Annotated in this window: 12 protein-coding genes and 1 pseudogene; 8 read left to right on the top strand and 5 right to left on the bottom strand. The window is 72.9% G+C overall.

Features of this window, described 5'->3' with window-relative positions; genetic code table 11:
* The first annotated feature begins 630 nt into the window (after nt 1–630).
* The 7 genes and pseudogenes from ssd to Dvina_RS01055 all read left to right on the top strand — a co-directional run bounded on the left by ssd (nt 631) and on the right by Dvina_RS01055 (nt 4,885).
* On the top strand, nt 631–1,479 hold the full coding sequence (ssd, locus tag Dvina_RS01085) for a septum site-determining protein Ssd (RefSeq protein WP_425516517.1): 849 nt from the start codon (nt 631–633) through the stop codon (nt 1,477–1,479).
* Nucleotides 1,473–2,543: pseudogene (locus Dvina_RS01080) on the top strand (TadA family conjugal transfer-associated ATPase); the annotation flags it as partial. The gene ssd and the pseudogene Dvina_RS01080, both read left to right, overlap by 7 nt.
* Nucleotides 2,540–3,163 (top strand): type II secretion system F family protein, encoded by a 624-nt coding sequence (locus Dvina_RS01075; RefSeq protein WP_223100506.1) that lies wholly within the window; start codon nt 2,540–2,542, stop codon nt 3,161–3,163. The pseudogene Dvina_RS01080 and the gene Dvina_RS01075, both read left to right, overlap by 4 nt.
* On the top strand, nt 3,163–3,768 hold the full coding sequence (locus Dvina_RS01070; protein ID WP_223100505.1) for a type II secretion system F family protein: 606 nt from the start codon (nt 3,163–3,165) through the stop codon (nt 3,766–3,768). The genes Dvina_RS01075 and Dvina_RS01070 overlap by 1 nt, the downstream gene beginning before the upstream one ends.
* A 51-nt stretch (nt 3,769–3,819) precedes the next feature.
* A complete protein-coding gene (locus Dvina_RS01065) occupies nt 3,820–3,999 on the top strand; it encodes a DUF4244 domain-containing protein (RefSeq protein ID WP_223100504.1) in 180 nt (59 codons plus the stop codon).
* Nucleotides 3,996–4,493 (top strand): TadE family type IV pilus minor pilin, encoded by a 498-nt coding sequence (locus tag Dvina_RS01060; protein WP_223100503.1) that lies wholly within the window; start codon nt 3,996–3,998, stop codon nt 4,491–4,493. Before Dvina_RS01065 ends, Dvina_RS01060 begins: the two co-directional genes overlap by 4 nt.
* Nucleotides 4,490–4,885 carry an Rv3654c family TadE-like protein gene (locus Dvina_RS01055; protein WP_223100502.1) on the top strand — a complete coding sequence of 132 codons (396 nt, stop codon included), beginning with the start codon at nt 4,490–4,492 and terminating at the stop codon, nt 4,883–4,885. Before Dvina_RS01060 ends, Dvina_RS01055 begins: the two co-directional genes overlap by 4 nt.
* A gap of 128 nt (nt 4,886–5,013) precedes the next feature.
* Here Dvina_RS01055 and Dvina_RS01050 read toward each other — a convergent pair whose 3' ends face one another.
* The 3 genes from Dvina_RS01050 to Dvina_RS01040 all read right to left on the bottom strand — a co-directional run bounded on the left by Dvina_RS01050 (nt 5,014) and on the right by Dvina_RS01040 (nt 9,751).
* Nucleotides 5,014–6,378, bottom strand: a complete 1,365-nt coding sequence (locus tag Dvina_RS01050) for a DUF1501 domain-containing protein (RefSeq protein ID WP_246655950.1) — start codon at nt 6,376–6,378, stop codon at nt 5,014–5,016.
* A gap of 22 nt (nt 6,379–6,400) precedes the next feature.
* Nucleotides 6,401–8,383, bottom strand: coding sequence for a DUF1800 domain-containing protein (locus Dvina_RS01045; RefSeq protein WP_223100500.1), 1,983 nt, complete (start codon nt 8,381–8,383; stop codon nt 6,401–6,403).
* 258 nt (nt 8,384–8,641) lie between these two features.
* Nucleotides 8,642–9,751: a C45 family autoproteolytic acyltransferase/hydrolase gene (locus Dvina_RS01040; protein WP_223100499.1), complete on the bottom strand. Its 1,110-nt coding sequence runs from the start codon at nt 9,749–9,751 to the stop codon at nt 8,642–8,644.
* A gap of 63 nt (nt 9,752–9,814) precedes the next feature.
* Here Dvina_RS01040 and Dvina_RS01035 point away from each other — a divergent pair, with 63 nt between their 5' ends.
* Nucleotides 9,815–10,738 (top strand): alpha/beta fold hydrolase, encoded by a 924-nt coding sequence (locus Dvina_RS01035; RefSeq protein WP_223100498.1) that lies wholly within the window; start codon nt 9,815–9,817, stop codon nt 10,736–10,738.
* Between the two features lie 170 nt (nt 10,739–10,908).
* Here Dvina_RS01035 and Dvina_RS01030 read toward each other — a convergent pair whose 3' ends face one another.
* Both Dvina_RS01030 and Dvina_RS53955 read right to left on the bottom strand, forming a co-directional pair.
* Nucleotides 10,909–11,274 (bottom strand): hypothetical protein, encoded by a 366-nt coding sequence (locus Dvina_RS01030; protein ID WP_223100497.1) that lies wholly within the window; start codon nt 11,272–11,274, stop codon nt 10,909–10,911.
* 19 nt (nt 11,275–11,293) lie between these two features.
* Nucleotides 11,294–16,012: an SseB family protein gene (locus Dvina_RS53955; protein ID WP_246655949.1), complete on the bottom strand. Its 4,719-nt coding sequence runs from the start codon at nt 16,010–16,012 to the stop codon at nt 11,294–11,296.
* Between the last annotated feature and the right edge of the window lie 185 nt (nt 16,013–16,197).

Raw genomic sequence — 16,197 nt, 5'->3', positions numbered from 1 at the left:
GTCCGGACTTGACGAAAGCCAGTCCAAAGACCGACTGGATCACGCTCGGCTCTCATGCGATCACACCAGAGTTACCTCAGAGTGAAATATTGATTGGTGTCCGACGCGTGTTGCGGGCCAGTCCTACTCGACGTATGGCGGTCCACTCAGGCATGCTTATGTTTGCGACGAGGTTTCACGTCAGCATGGCGGAGACCTTGTTATTGACCCTCGGCGGTTGCACCCCCCGTAACCGCTGAGCGGGTTCGGCTCGACCCCCCCGGAGCCGAACCCCCGGCGACCCCCGTCACCCCCCGGCGGGGGTCGTCCCCTTCTCCGGCCCTTTTGGGCTGCACAGGCGGTTCGACCCGGTTGCCGGATTTCGGCCACATGGCCTTTTGGATGATGGCTGCCTAACTTTGTGGCCTTAGGCCAGCATTGACGTTCGAAGCTTTGTTGAGCGTTCACAAGTTCGGTGCGCAGACCCCAACTTTTTTCATTCGGCACTGGCACAACTCGGCGCCCGACCTAGCCCGATTTGTCGCAGTTCTCATAGCAGATCAACTACAAGTACGAGGGTTATCCACAAGCGACAGGTTATCCACAGATCCGGCTCCGGCACCGAGCGGACGGGCCACAGACGGCGTCAAGGTGGGCGCGTCAAGCCGACCGTTCACGACCGTGGAGCCACCTGTGCACCGACCTCTGCTCGTCTCCGCCGATTCCGCACTGCACGCCCTCGAGCTCGACGTGGCGCCCGCCCCAGAGAGCGCGGAGAGCTTCGCCGAGGAGCTGCGCCGCCTCACCACCGCCGTCCGCGGCCGCGTCCTGGCCGTCATCGGCGGCTGTGGCGGCGCCGGCGCGACGCTGCTCGCCGCCGGTCTGGCCCTCACCGCCGGCCGGTCGGGGCGCAAGACGTTGCTCGTCGACGCCGACCCGCTGGGCGGAGGCGCCGATCTCGCCCTCGGCTGGGCACCGGTCCGCGGCGCCCGCGGCCCCGTCGACCTCGCCACGCTGCCCAGCAACGACAACGTGGCGCTGCTGTCGTGCGGCGCGCAGGCGGGCCTGCCGCCGGAGACGATGGCCGGTGCACTGAAGGCCGGCGCCGAGGGCTGCGACCTGATCGTGGCCGACCTCCCCCGGCACCTCGACGGCGCCGCGACCCTGGCGCTGCGGGCGGCCGACCGGGTGCTGCTCGTCGTCCCCGCCGAGCAGCGCGCGTGCATGGCCGCCGCCCGCGTCGCGGCGACGATCGCCCCGCACACCGGGGCGGTGCAGGTCGTCGTGCGCGACCCGGGCCCGCTGCAGCCGCAGGGGGTCGGCGCGGGCCTGCGCCTGCCGGTCGCCGGGCTCCTGCGCTCCGAACGGGAGCTGCCGGCCCAGCTGGAGCGCGGGGGCGGGCTGCGGACGCGCTACGGCCACCTGGACGGCCTGTGCCAGCAGATCCTCGACGGCCTCGGCCTCGGCCCGGTCAGACCCGAGGCGGGGGCGGCCGCATGAGGAGCGCCGCACTTGACGAGCTGGCCGAGATGGGGCTGGCCCGGCTGCTCGCCGAGCCCGACGTGACAGACGTGCTCATCAACGGCGTCGACGTGTGGGTCGACCGCGGCACCGGCGGCCTGCGCCGGCTGGCCGACCAGCTGAACAACGAACATGGCGTGCGCAAGCTCGCCCAGCGGCTGGCCTCCGACGCCGGCCGGCGCCTCGACGACGCGAGCCCGTTCGTGGACGTGCGCCTGCCCGACGGCACCCGCATGCACGCGGTCCTGCCGCCGGTCGCGCTGCACGGGCCGTACCTGTCCCTGCGGACCTTCCGCCGGCAGGCGTTCACGATCCAGGACCTGATCGCCTGCGGGACCATCGACCCGGGCGCGGCCGGGCTGCTGCGGGCGGTGGTGGCGGCCCGGCTGCCCTACCTGGTGACCGGCGGGACGGGCAGCGGCAAGACCACGGTCCTGGCGACGCTGCTGTCGGCGGTACCGGTGGACGAGCGCCTCGTGATCGTCGAGGACTCCGCGGAGCTGCGCCCGGCCCATCCGCACGTGGTGGCGCTCCAGACCCGCCTGGCCAACGTCGAGGGCGCGGGAGCGGTGTCGCTGCGCGAGCTGGTGCGTCAGGCCCTGCGGATGCGCCCCGACCGGCTCATCGTCGGCGAGTGCCGGGGAGCCGAGATCGTCGACCTGCTGGGCGCGCTGAACACCGGCCACGAGGGCGGCGCGGCCACCCTGCACGCCAACTCTCCGGCCGACGTGCCGACCCGGCTGGAGGCGCTCGGGCTGCTCGGTCACGTGCCCCGGGCCGCCCTGCACGCCATGATCGTCTCGGCGCTGCGGATCGTCGTGCACCTGCGGCGAGATCCGGGCGGCCGGCGCGAACTCACCGAGATCTGCCTGCTCACCCCGCACCCCGACCGGCACACCGCCGTCGTGGTCACCGCGTGGCGGCGCGGCAGCGGCCCCGGTCCGGGCGCGGCCGAGCTCGACGAGCTGCTCGCCCGGCGCGGCGTCGAGCCGCCGCGACCGCGGGCCAACTGGAAGTACACGCCCGGCCGGGGGTGGACATGAACGCCCGGCGGCCGATGCTCATCGGCGCGGCTCTGACCACCGCGGCGGTGGGCGGCTCGTACTATGCCGCGGGTCCGGTCGCGGCCGTGATCCTCGGGGTGTACTGCTTCATGGCGCTCCTCGCCGTGCGCACCCGCTTGCATCGGCGGGAGTCCGAGCGGCTCGTCGCCGGGCTCATCGACGCCGTGGACGCGGCCGCCGAGGGCCTGCGCGCCGGTGCCCTGCCCAACGGGGCCGGGGTGCCGGCCCTGGCCCGGGGCGACCACCGGGCGCTGGCGGTGGCCCGGGGCCGGCTCTCCGCCGCGTACCGCCTGAGCGAGCACCTCGGCATCCCGCTCGTCGAGCTCCTGGAGCGGGTCGAGGCCGACCTGCGGGCCGGGCAGATGCTGCGCGGGGAGATGGCGGCGCAGCTGGCCGGCGCCCAGACGTCGACGGCGGTCCTGCTGCCGCTGCCCGTCGCCGGGCTGTGGGTGGGCTCGGCGCTCGGGGCCGACCCGGCGCAGCAGCTGCTCCACACGCGGCTCGGAGCGGCGTGTGCGGTGACTGCGGTCCTGTTGCAGTGCGCGGGCTTCCTGTGGACGGGCCGGATGGTCCGGGCGGCCACGGCGGAGGTGCGGTGATGAGGGGGTGGCGGCGCTGGCCGGCCGCGCTGCTCGCGGGCGCCGCGGTGGGGCTCGGCGTCGGCGGGCGCCCCGGGATCGCGGTCGGAGCCGTCGTAGCCGCCGGGCTCTTCGTGGTGCTCGGGCGGGTCGAGCCGGGCCGGGTGCGGCGGGAGCGGGCCGTCGCCCGGTCGGACCTGCCCTTCGCCGCCGATCTGCTGGCCGCGGCGCTGCGGGCCGGCTCTCCGCCGGATCGCGCCGTGCTCGCGGTCGGCGAGGTGCTGGGCGGGCCGGTCGGACGGCGGCTGCTGCAGGCCGGGCGGGCGCTGCGGCGCGGGGCGGCGCCGGAGGCGGCCTGGGCGCACCTCGACGACCTGCCGGGCGGGGCGCGGCTGGGCCGGGCCGCCGCGCGCAGCGCCGAGCACGGGCTGGCGCTCACCCGGACGCTGCAGCGGCAGGCGTCGGACCTGCGGGCGGCTCAGGCCGCGGCGGCCACGGCGGCCGTCCGGCGGGTCGGGGTGCTGGCCATGGTGCCCGTCGCGGCCTGCTTCCTGCCCGCCTTCGTCCTGGCCGGCGTCGTGCCGGTGGTCGTCGCGGTGGTCCGGGACGTGTTCACCGCTCTGTAGGAATCCACAGGCCTGTCGGAACCCACATAGGAACCCAGAAGGAAGGCATCAATGTCCATCACGAAAGCCCGGCTGCTCGCGCGGCTGCGCCGGGACGACGGGGTCCTGTCGTCCGAGTACTCCGTGCTGGTGCTCGTCGGTCTCGTCTTCGTCGGCGCACTGCTGCTCATCGCGCGGTCCGAGGCCGTGCACACCCATCTGAACAACCTGATCCTGAAGGAGCTGTCGTGACCGCCCGAGGTAGGGCCGCCGTGCGGTGGCCGTGGTTCGTCCCGCCCGACTCGCCGACCACCATGCCGGTGCCGGTGCCGCCCGAGCGGCCGGCTGCGGGCCCCGCCGGTGCGGCCGGGGCCGCCGGCCGGCCCGTGAAGGTCCGGCGGCGGCAGACCGGAGCCCGGCACCGGCGGGAGAGAACTGGCCGCGACCGGGGGTCGGCGGCGCTCGAGGTGGCGATCGCGCTGCCCGTGATCCTGCTGTTCCTGGTCTCCGGGATCCTGCTGCTCGGCGCGCTCGGGGCGAAGATCGTGGCCGCGGACGGTGCGGGTGCGGCGGCCCGGGCGGCGGCGCGCGGGGAGCCGCTGCCGGCACTGTCGGCGAGCTCCGACGTGACGGTCACGCGCGACGGTGACCTGGTCCGGGTGACGGTGCGGCGGCCGGTGGTCAATCCGATCGGGGCCGACCTGCACGTAGAGGAGACGGCGGTGGCGATGGCCGAGCCGCGGTGAGGTCGCGGGAGCGGGGGTCGGCGTCGCTCCTCTGCCTGGGCGTCGGGCTGGCGCTGGCCGCGCTGGCCTTCGGGTTCGCGACCGCGGGTGGGCTGATCGTGGCCCGCCACCGGGCGCGCAATGCGGCCGACGCCGGGGCCCTGGCCGGGGCGATGGCGGCCTGGCGCGGGTCGGCGGCCGCGTGTGCGGCGGCCGGCCGGCTGGCGGCCGCGAACGGCGGGCGGCTGACCGGGTGCCGCCTCGCCGGGCCGGTCGTCACCGTGACCGTCGAGGTGCTGGCCGGCAACGGGCTCAAGGCGGCGGCCGGCGCCCGGGCCGGGCCGGTGCGGAGCGTCCGCGGCGGCCCTGGAGAAGCCGTGGACCTGGCCGAAGGAGATCGGGGAGGCGGATGAGCGGAAGCTGACGAACGCACGGCGGGGCCGAGGTCTTGGCGAGGGCGTCGGCCCCGGCCGTTGCGACACCACAACCGCACAGGGGCGACCCCCGGGCCGGGGCCGCCCCAGAAACGCGCAGGTGGAAGCTACGCGTAGATCTTGACCGGGGTGTAGGTCTGGCGCGGGAAGATCTGGCCGACCTCGGCGTCGGTGAGGCCGAAGCGGCCCTGGGCGATGGAGCCGAAGACCGAGAACATGTTGTTCATCTCGGGCACGTCGCCGTTGACCAGGGTGTCGAAGCCGGTCCAGTTGCCGAGGAGCTTGCCGGCCAGCTTCTTGCCGGACAGGCAGATGACGCCGCCGCCGTGGCCGTGGTCGGTGCCGGTGCCGTTCTGGGCGACCCGGCGGCCGAACTCGCTGGAGACCATGACCGTCACGTTGGTGGCGAGGTCGGGGCCGAGGTCGTCGAAGAACGCGGCCATGCCGGCGGCGAGCTCGCCGAAGTGCTGGGCGACGTAGCCGCCGCGGGTGCCCTGGTTCTCGTGGGTGTCCCAGCCGCCCATGCCGATCGTCGCGATGCGGACGTTGGCGCCGCCCTTGATCAGCTGGGCGAGCTCCTTGAAGGCGTTGCCGACACCTGTGTACTTCACGGAGTTCGCGGGCGTGTAGCCCTCCGTCGCCAGCTTGCTCGCGAGCGTCAGCGCGTCGATGCCGGCCTTGACCGGGGTGGCGATCGGGTGGTCGACGCCGGTGAAGAGCGTCTTGATCGCATCGACCGTCGGCTGCTTGTACTTCCCGTCGCCGTTCACGTTCAGGGAGGCCACGCTGTTCAGGGCCAGCGCGCCGCCCCCGCCGACGAGCGAGCGGGGCAGTGTCGAGCCGATGCCGACCGCGCGGAACGCGGTGCCGGGCCCGAGCTTGTCGGCCAGGTTGGTGAGCCAGCCCATGCCACCGGTCTCCGCGGGCAGGCCGCCGAGCTGGCAGGTGTCCTGGGCGGCGAAGTGGCTGCGGTCGAGCCGGCGGTCGCTCACACCCGGGATGAACGCGAGCTGCCCCGCGTCCAGGTACTTCTTCAGCGGCGCGAACGACTCGTTGAGCCCGAAGCCCCGGTCCAGCGGGATCGAGGTGTTGGTGGCCAGGGTGAAGCTGGGCCGCACCCGGTTCAGTGTCGCGTCGTCCATCGGGGCGAACAGCGAGAGGGCGTCGGCCCCGCCGTACAGGAACACGTGGATGAGCGTGCCCGTCGGCGTGGCCGCGAACGACGCCTGGGTGGTGATGAACTGGCTCGTGGCCAGCGCGGTCGTGGTCGCCGCGGCGCCGACGAAGAAGCGGCGGCGGGTGACGCCCCGGCCCTCCTCCTGTTCGTCTTCCTGCCGGGAGAGCTCGAGGTAGCGGTCGCGGACCGCTTTCTGCTCTTCCTTGACCACCATGGCCTCGGCGCGCAGGGCTGCCTCGAAGCGGTTGGGGCCGAGCCGCAGCAGGTCCGGGACCTGCGGGTGGAGCGAGTTCACTGGCTTCTCCATCGTGTGCCGCCTACCGCAGGTGGTGGTGGGGAGTGGCGAAGATCGCGCGCACGACCGCCGCGATGCCGCCGTTGAACGTGGCGTCGACCGGCGTGGCCGCCGTCATCGTCGGGCTGACGATGTGCAGGATCGCGGTCTTGCGGTCGTTGTCGAGCGTCACGTTGATGAGCTTCTTGGTGAGCGCATCCAGGTAGGCGCCCGCGGTGGCCGGCGGGTTGGCGATGAGCGTCTCCGGCTTGGCCCAGGTGAACTGGCGGCGGCCGCCGGTGATCGCGGTGTACGCGTCGTTCCACTGGTTGACCATGGTCCCGGCCGAGGTCCAGGCGACGTACACGTCCGCGTAGCCGTTCGGCGTCGGCAGCTCCATCGGCGCGTGGCCGAACTCCTCGAGCTTGCGCATGATGTCGCCGAGACCCTGCACCATCGGGCTCATGGTCGTGTTGCTCGACGTGAACGTGGCGGGAGCGTCCGCGCCGATGTCGAGCGCGCGATAGGTCGCGGTCAGATACTCACCGGGCCGGCGCACCTTCTGACCGACGGACTCCCAGAATTCGGTGCGGGAAAGCATCGTCATCAGTACTGCCGGAATGTTGCTCTTCTTGTCGACGTACGTTTTGGCCATGGCGTCGACGAGCGTCTTCGGCGGGACGTCGGACACGAACCTGGTGGCCAGGTTCTGGGCCATATACCTCGCGGTGTTGGGGTGCAGCGCGAGGTACCGGAAGTAGGCCTCCTGCACGGCCTCGCCACCGGCGGCATCACCGTTCGGGTGCGAAAAGCCCATGATTTTCACGGGCCCGACGTAGTGCTGCTCCGGCCGGTACACGTACTGGTTGTCGCGCACCCCACGGCCGGTCTGCAGCATGGCGGCCTGGCGCACGTCGGTTTCGTTGTAGCCGTTGAACGCGCCGACGGTGTAGAGCTCGAGGTTTTCCCGGGCCAGGTTCTCGTTGATTTTGTCTTTCGTCGAGTCCTGCTGGTCGAGGTACACCAGAAGCGCCGGGTGCTTGTTCGCCGCGACGAACATGTCGACGTAGTCGCCCATCGCGTACTTGCGGATGACGTCGCGGTCGAACGAGGCGCGGGTCAGCTCGTTGCCGTCGTGGAATGCAGCGACGTGCAGATAGTCGTTGAAGAAGTCGACCATCATCTCGAAGAGCTGGCGGTCGGAGAAGATCTGCTTGGCGATCGCGTACCGGACGTTCTGGTCATCCGCGTGGATGCCCTTCTTGTCCAGGTCGTCGCGCTGGGCCTTGAGCTGGGTGTAGGACATCGAGTAGGTGACGAGCTCGGTGTCGGCCTTCTGCTCGCCGCGGGTCAGCGCGATCGTCTCCGGCTTCATCTGCTTGTCGATCCAGCCGTTGATGCCGAGCTTGTTGATGTCGCTGATGACCTTGGTGTTGGGCCCGAACGTGAGCCGGCTGGCCAGGTGGCGGACCGGGTCCTTCTTCGGCAGCACGGTGTTGGCCTTGACCACGGCGGCCTTGGCGGCGTCGTTCGGGGTGCCGAACGAGGAGCCGGTGGTCGGCGTGTTCTTGCGGATGCCCAGGCCGGCCTCGCCGTTCATGAGGCTCTGGTTCTGGTCGACGTACGCGGGCCCGGTGGTGTCCGCCGGCGCGTCGGCCGCGGCCGGGTCGGTGGCCGGGTGCGCGCCCTTGCCGAAGAACTGCGTCACCGCATAGGCGCCGCCGCCGATCAGCGCGGCCGCGCCGCCGCCGATCGCCAGCATCGCGGCCCGCCGGCGCCAGGGTGAGGGCTCCTCGTCGAAGTCCTCGTCGTCGATGTCGGGCAGGTCGCCCCGGCCGGGGGGCATCGCGTTCGGGTCGTAGAAGTGCGGTCCGGAGCCGCCGCGATCGGCGGGCATCGAGCCGTTGCCGCGCGGCCCGGCGCCGCGGGGGCCACCGCCGTAACCTGCCCGGCCGGAGCGACCGGTCTGGTCCTCGTAGCCGGCCTCGTAGTACGAGTCCGCGTACGGGTCGTAACGCTCGTTCATCTACAGGTCCCGATCAGACGAATTGGGGCGCGTATGTCGTTAGCGGAAGGTAGTTGCTGGTCAGATGGCAAACAACCCACGCTTGAAGCGCACTGATCAAGACTTAAGACAACCGCGGTGACCGATGGTCACGGGCTATGTGACGGTCGGCTCCGTTGCGGCCCTGAGCTGCCGAAACGCTCGTCACAACAACGTTGTAAGGGCCAGGTTTACACAGATACATTTAAGGTGGCGCTGCAACTCTTTCGGTTGTCCGATTCAGCCGGATTCGCCCAGGCGTATGTGGTGATACTCCACAGCGCGGCACGGCGGCCCGTCGGTAATCGACATACGCAGTTCGTCGAGGTCGAGCACGAGCGAGAACAGCGACTCGGTTCGATCCGCGTCGGCGGCGTCCGGCTCGTCGTGCCGGCAGATGGACTGCGGAAAGCCGCCATGGTCGCGCAGCACCCCCTTGATCCGGTCCTCCTCGATGCGGCCGGTCCCGAGGAGGCGCCGGGCCCGCGCCGCGCGAAAGAACGATGAGCCGCCGATGTACTGCAGGGTGTCGCCGGCCGCCAGGGAGCTCTCGAAGTGGTTGGCGTGCGTGATCACGCCCTCGACGGGGTGGAGGAAGCCGACACCGTCCGGCCCCACCTCGACGTCGATCGCCTCGCCGGGCGTGCCGTCGGGGTACGCCTGGGCCAGGAGCAGGTTGATGCTCGCCCCGCGCGGGGTCGCGCAGACGGCCTTTATCGCACCGCCGAGGTGCGGCGCCTCGAGCGCGGCGCGGAGCAGCACGTGATACGGGACACCGCCGTCGCGGCGGTCACGGACGGTGCCGAGCATGTTGACCCCGACGCCGAGGCCCGCATTGTTGAGGCCGGCCTTGGCGAGCATGCCGGCCTCGGTGAGCGCCAGCACGCGGCGGCCCTGATCGTCGGTGGTGTCGAGGAGCAGGGCGTAGGGGCGCTGATCGGGGTGCCAGTCCCAGTTCTGGGCCAGCAGGGTGTGGCCGGTGGCGCTGCGCTCGCCGAGCACGGCGATCGCGGTGCATTCGGCGGGCTCCCGGGTCGGCGTGACACCCGGGTCCACGCTGTAGATCAGCTCGGTGCGGCCATTGAGCGCGTATATCTCGTCGACGTCGATCCGGGCACCTTCGGCGACGCCGTCGAGCATTTCCGCGACCCGTGGAGCATACCGATGAGAGGCTGCTCGGAATAACGCTCCGTATTCGCGCACCCGCTCGGCGCCGATCCCGGCGTCGGCGAACCGGGCCATGTAGTTTGCGGTGTTCGCGGCAATTGCCGAGGCGGCCAGAGAACCATACGTGTTGCCGCACTTACGGGGTGTACCCGAAGTGGTGATAAGCGGCAACGGCGACTGCATATGCAGTAACCCTAGTCGGTCGCCTGACGTGATTCGGTACCGCTTAGCCCTACGCTGAGCGGCATGAACTTATCGGTTGACGACTCCAGCGTCATGATCGACGGGCCATGGTCGCACCGATTCGTCAGCGCCAACGGCAACCGATTCCACGTGGTGGAGGCGGGCACCGGACCGCTGGTGCTGCTCCTGCACGGCTTCCCCGAGTTCTGGTACGCCTGGCACAACCAGCTGACCGCCCTGGCCGACGCCGGCTTCCGCGCGGTCGCCGTCGACCTGCGCGGCTACGGGGCGAGCGACAAGCCCCCGCGCGGCTACGACGGCTACACGATGGCCGGCGACGTGGCCGGGCTCATCCGCGCCCTCGGAGAGCGCAGCGCGATCCTGGTCGGGGCCGGGTACGGCGGCATGATCGGCTGGGCCACCGCCGCCTTCCACCCGAAGATGGTCCGCCGCCTGGTCGTCCTCGGCGCCGCCCACCCGCTGCGGCTGCGCGCCGGGCTTGTCACCGATCCCCGGGGCCAGCTGGCCGCGGCTGGGCCGGTGCTGCGCTTCCAGGTGCCACGCTTCGAACACGTCCTGACCCGCCGCAATGCGGCGCTCGTCGGCGACTATCTGCGGCGCTGGGGCGCGCCGGATTGGACGGCCCGGGAGTCGTACCGCGAGTACGAGGCCGTGTGCCGCTCCGCGATGCAGATCCCGCAGGCGGCGTTCTGTGCGCTGGAGACGTACCGGTGGGCCGTGCGCTCGGCGTTGAAGCTGCAGGGCTACCGGTTCGTGAAGCTGCTCCAGCAGCCGATCACGGCTCCGACCTTGCAGCTGCACGGGGCGATGGACCCGGCCGTGCTGCCGCGCACCGCCCAGGGCTCGGGCCGCTACGTGCTGGCCGAGTACGAGTGGCGCCTCCTGCCGAACGCCGCCCACTTCCCGCACCTGGAGCAGCCCGACCTGGTGAACGGCGAGCTGATCCGCTGGGCCAAGGCGGCCTGAGCCGCCTGCCACATTCACGTGGCCGGCGCCGCCCGGCGCCCCTGTTTTTCGCACCGCAGGCACCGCGGACGCCGAAGGGAGGCGCCCTGGCGCCGACCGGTGTCTCGCGGGAGGAGCGGACCGCAGGCACCGCGGACCCGAGTCATGGTTTTTCTACGCTGTATTTTTTTCTATACGCGGTATTCGCGCAGCTCGCTGACTTCGGCGCGCGGGGCCCAGCCTTGGTATACGCCGTAATCAAACTCTTCGAGGCCGAGTTCGGCGGCGGCGGGGGCGCGGCCGCCCGTGTACTCCACGCGCAGCCAGCCCTCGTGCTCGCCCAGCACGATGAACGGCTCGGCCCGCCAGAAGCAGGTGGTGCGGACGTAGACCAGCTCGTCGACCTCGCCGCGCGGGACGATGCGGCGGTAGCGGCCCGGGCGCACCTCGTCGAAGCCGGCGCTCGGGTCGGGGCGGTACAGGCGCACGTCGTCGCCGTCGGGGCTGGCCTCGTACTCGGCGCCGTGCCAGCGCGCCGCGTAGCCGTCGCGGATCACAGCGTCGCCTCTCGGGTCACTACGGCCCCTTCCGCCACGCCGGTCCGTCGGCGTCGAGGCGGGCGATCAGGTCCTGGCGGCCGTCCCGGCGCAGGCGCCAGAGCTCGGCGTTGTGCGGCAGGCGGGCGCTGTCGACCTTGAACTCGGCGATCACGTCGCCGGTCTCGCTCGGGGCGAAGCCGTTGCCGCGGAACGGTCCGCGCTCGATGACCCAGCCCTCCATGGCCCGCATGGCCTCCTGCGATTGCCCGCCGTAGGGGATGCGGTACAGGTCGCCGCGGTAGGCGATCCAGCGCAGGACGTACGCCTCCTCGGCGTCGGGCTTGAACGATGACCCGGCGTAGCTGAGCCCGAGCGCGTTGTACAGCTGCTCGGGCGTCTCCAGGTGCGCGACCTCGCCGGCCCGGTGCACGAAGCCGGAGACGCGGTCGTAGTTGCGCTCCAGATAGTACGAGAGCTGCTCGGGCGAGATCGGCTTCTGCATGACCTGCTCGCGACCGGAGCCCGGCGGCTCGTACGCCTGACGCTTCTCGGCCACCGGCTCCGGCTTCGCCGCGGCGGCCACCGGCTGCTCGTCCTCCGGGTCGTCGACGCCGAGCCCCATCTCGGTGGCCCAGCTCGCGAGCTGCACGACCTCGGTGCCGGGCAGCACCGCGCCGGCCGGGGTCTCCGGGTTGATCGCGAACGCCAGCTGGTCACCGGGCGGCCAGTGCCGGATCATCCGGGTGAACTTGATCCAGCTACCGCGCGCGTCCTCGCCGAGACGCTCGGTCATCCGCTCCTGCGACGTGAACACGACGAGGTGCGGCAGGCCGTTCATGTGCTCGGTGCGCCACCGCGCAGGCTCGATCGGCCCGTCGCCGGTCCAGAACGGGATCATCACCTTGGCCAGCAGCAGCGTCGACAGGAACCGGTCGGTGCTGTTGGCCTGGACCGCCTCGAACAGGTCCTTCTCGACCGTGTTGGCCGGCCGAAAATCGGCGGCCGAGATCACCTTGGGCCGCGGCTCCTCCGCCTCCGGCGGCACCGTCTCCCCGGCGGCCGGCGCGTCCTGCTCGGTCGTCACGACCTCGGCATCGACGATCTCGTCGTGCAGGCGGACCGGCGGCGCGTCCTCCACGATCTCCGGCTCGTAGACCGGCTCGATGGCGAGCGGCTCGTCGCTCTGGTACCCCCACGCGACACCGGATTCGGGCGTTGCTTCGAGCCCGGCCTGATACCCGGGCCCGGTCGACGGCAGCGAATCCTCGAGCGTGGGCCGGAACCCCTGCGTCGTCGCGCCGCCACCGCTGGTGGGCGCGGCTTCCGGCTCGATGACCGGCTCCGGCTCGACGGCGGCCACCGGCTCGGCCTGTGACTCCGGCTCGGGAACCGGCGCGGCCTCGTACGCCGGCGCGGGCTCGTTCACCGGCCGGAAGTCGTGCACCGTCTCCTGCTGGAAGTCCGGCCGCTCGGCCGCGCCGTCCTCGAAGAACGTGCGCAGCGAGGGCGACGGCTCCTCGGGTGCCCGCTCGTCGCTCTCCCGGGCCGGCGCGACAAGGAAGAACGACCCGGTGTTGTCCTTCTCCGGCCCGGTCTCGATCGACGTCGACCAGCTCGACTCCGAGGGCGTCGACGCCGACCAGGCCGACTCGGCCCAGCTGACCGGGGCCGGGGGCTCCTGGGGCTCCTCGCGGATCGGCTCCTTCGGGAGCGGCTCATCGCGAAGCGGCTCGACCGGCGGGTGCTCGACCAGGTCCTGGGCCCCGGACGCGAACGACAGCTGCACCGGCTCGTCATCGGTGTCGGGCTCGGACCGGAGGTCGGCGAGAGCGGCGTACGGGTCCCGAATCGGCGGGTCGTCCTCCCGCGCCTCACCGAACGCGCTGAACGGCCGCGGCTCCGGCTCATCGTCGAAGAAGGCCCGCTGCTCAGCCTGGCTCGGCTCGGACGCCGGCGGCTCGCCGAACAAGGACGGCTGCGGCTCCGCCTGGAAAAACGGCGACTGTACTTCCGCCCGCCCGCTGAAGAACCCGCCCGGCTGCTCGGTGCCGGCCTCGGTCCGCGACTCAGGCTCGCTCGGCCCGTCCCACGAGCCGGACCGCTGCTCATCCCACGCCGCGCCGGGCGCACTCGACCGCGGCTCGTCCCACGGCGGCGCGGGCGCGCTCGAAGGCGGCGCCGAGGCGCTCGACCACGCGGCGGGCGCGCCGGACTCCGGGCGCGGCTCGTCCCACGACGGCGCAGACGGGTTCGACGGCGGCGCGGAGGCGCTGGACGGAGGCGCGGACGCGGCGGCCCAGGCGGGGGGCGCGGCCGGCTCCGCGAACGGCTCCGTCCACTGGCCCGACGGCCCCGGCTGCCCGGGTTCGGCCTGATCGGACCGGCCCGACTTCGACGGCGCCGGGTCGAACAGCCCACGCGGCGGCGGGCCGGCGGGTGCGGCATCGTCGGCGAAGAACGGGTGCTCGTCGAGGTCGGCCCGCCCGAACCCGGCACTGCGCGCACCGGTCGAGAGGTCACCGAACGGCCGCACGGACTCGTCGGCCGCGGGCGGCTCGACATCGCGGCGCCCGAACCCGGGCCGCTCGAACAGGGAGTCCCCCGGCGGCGAGGACGCGCGCGCCCCGGCCGAACCGGTCCAGCCCGGAGGAATCGGCTGCGTCTCTTCCCCGGGCGGTGCACTCTCACCCGACCGGTACGCCGAGGGCTGCCCAGCCCCCGGCCGCGACGGCAGCGGATCGCCGGCCCGGAAAGGCTCACCGACTTCGGGGCGCGAGGGCAGTGCATCGCCCGCGCGGTACGGCTCTCCCGCACCCGGCCGCGTCGGCAACGGGTCGCCGGGCCGGAACACCTCGCCCGACAGCGGACGCGACGGCAGCGGCTCACCGGCTCCGAAGGGCTCGCCGGCTCCGGGGCGCGACGGCAGCGGCTCACCGGACCGCAGCGCCGACGACTCGCCGGGCTGGGGACGCTGGGGCAGCGGCTCAGCGGACCGGTACGCCGATGGCCCACCGAACCCGCCGCGCTCGCCCGGGGCTCCGGAGCGCTCGCCACCGGGCCCGGGCCGTTCTCCGCCGGGGCCGGGGCGCTCGCCACCGAGTCCGGGCCGGTCTCGGCCGGGACCGGGCCGCGGCGGCAGGGTGCCACCGGGCTGGAACGTCGGCGCCATGTCCTCGGGCCGCGTGGCCTGCGGCTGCCGGGTCGGCAGCGGCGGGCCGGAAACCACCGGCAGGTCCGGCGGCGGCGACCAGGCGGCCGGGATGACGGGCGCGGCGTGCTCCGTGTAGACCTCACCGATGCTGCGCGCAGGCTCGCGCCGCGGCCAGTACCGCGGATCCCGCCCCTCGTCCCCGGGCGGCGGCCGCTGCGGGAGGCCGGGCTCCCCACCAAGTGGCCGCTGGGGCAGGCCCGGCTCGCCACCGAGTGGCCGCTGGGGCAGACCCGGCTCGCCGCCCAGGGGCCGCTGGGGCAGACCGGGCTCACCGCCCATAGGACGCTGAGGGAGGCCGGGCTCACCGCCCATAGGACGCTGAGGCAGGCCGGAGCCGCCCGGACGCGCGGGCAGGTCGGAGCCGCCGCCACCCGCGGGCCGCAGGGGCGGGGTGCCGTCACCGAACGGCCGAGGCTCCCGCAACGGCCGCGGCGGCAGCCCGGGGTCGCTCAGCGGACGCGGTGCCAGCCCGGGGTCGCGCCCGGTCGGCCGAGGTGGAAGGGCGGGGTCTCCGATCGGCCGGGGCGGAAGGCCGGGGTCACTGCCGACCGGCCGCGACGACGGCAGCACGCTCGAGGGCCGCGCCGGTAGCCCCGAGGAGGGCGCCCCGTTCTGCGGCCGCTCGGAGCGCCGGTCCAGGCCTGTGAAGAGTTCCCGCTCCCCCGGTACGTCAAGCGACTTGCGGTCGGAATCGTCGAACAGCCCCCGCGGGCCGGGCCCGGGGAACGACGCCCGCCCGCGAATCGACCCGGCCCCGGACGTGGGCGCGGGCGAGGTGGGCCCGTTGTCGAGCGGCGCGGCCGGCACGGCCGGTGGGATCGGAGGCGGCGGGGGTACGGCCGGCGGTGCGGGACGAGCGGGAGCGGCGGGCGGCGGCGTGAAGGGCCGGCCGGCGGACCGCTCGAAGTGGATTGGCCGGTCGGCCCGCGTGGGCAGGAAAGCCCCCGGAGGAGCGACGTCCGGCGGCGGTACCTCACGCCGGGGCGGCACCGTCGACGACGGCGGGACCGAGGGGAGTCCCTGGTCCGCCTTCATGCGCTGGCGCTCGATGGGCGTGGGGGCGGGCTGGTTCGGCACGGTGCGCAGCGGGACCTGGGCGGTTGCCCGGGTCCGGGAGGAAGCCTGCTCCATGCGCGCCCGCGCGCCGAGGGTGCGGCCGGGCAGCCTGACGTCGCCGCGGCTGATCTGGGTGACGAACCAGGAGGGGAGGTACCCCTCGACGGGCAGCCCGGGGTTGACCGCGAGCCACCACTCGACGTTCGGCCAGATCCCGGCCAGGTCCCGGAACGGCACCCGCCGATGCGTGCCCGGGTGTCCCGCCAGGCACTCCTGCAGCGCGGACGGTGAAGTGAAGGCCAGCACGTGCGTGCGACCCTCGGTGGTCCAGGTGCCCCAGCCGCCCTCGCCGCCCGACGACCCGTCAGGCGCGATCGGCAGCAGGACGTCGGTGCGCGCCAGGATGCGGAAGTACTGCTCCTGGTCGTTTGCGCGCAGCGCGTCACGCATGGCGACCTCGGCCTCGGTGGCCGGTTCCCACTCGCTCAACGGCCACCCCCTCTTCGGGCTCGGAAACCGCCGCGTCGCCGAAACCTAACCTATATGGCCACGGCAATTCGAGGGGTGCGACGCGGGCAAGCGCTCCGGCCAGCATAGCGATCGAAGGCCGACCGCTCACAGCGCTGTCTCAATAGCGGCACCCATACGGGCCGTTCGACGCCCGAACCAGTCAG

The sequence above is a fragment of the Dactylosporangium vinaceum genome, assembly GCF_019904175.1.
GTDB lineage: Bacteria > Actinomycetota > Actinomycetes > Mycobacteriales > Micromonosporaceae > Dactylosporangium > Dactylosporangium vinaceum.
The sequence above is the reverse complement of the archived record's forward strand: the minus strand, read 5'-3'. Positions and strand labels throughout refer to the sequence as shown.

Excerpts from the sequence above, each read along its gene's own strand:
- Dvina_RS01035 (WP_223100498.1), top strand. The coding sequence starts at position 9,815 with ATGAACTTATCGGTTGACGACTCCAGCGTCATGATCGACGGGCCATGG.
- Dvina_RS01075 (WP_223100506.1), top strand. The coding sequence starts at position 2,540 with ATGAACGCCCGGCGGCCGATGCTCATCGGCGCGGCTCTGACCACCGCG.
- Dvina_RS01045 (WP_223100500.1), bottom strand. The coding sequence starts at position 8,383 with ATGAACGAGCGTTACGACCCGTACGCGGACTCGTACTACGAGGCCGGC.
- Dvina_RS01070 (WP_223100505.1), top strand. The coding sequence starts at position 3,163 with ATGAGGGGGTGGCGGCGCTGGCCGGCCGCGCTGCTCGCGGGCGCCGCG.
- Dvina_RS01065 (WP_223100504.1), top strand. The coding sequence starts at position 3,820 with ATGTCCATCACGAAAGCCCGGCTGCTCGCGCGGCTGCGCCGGGACGAC.
- Dvina_RS01040 (WP_223100499.1), bottom strand. The coding sequence starts at position 9,751 with ATGCAGTCGCCGTTGCCGCTTATCACCACTTCGGGTACACCCCGTAAG.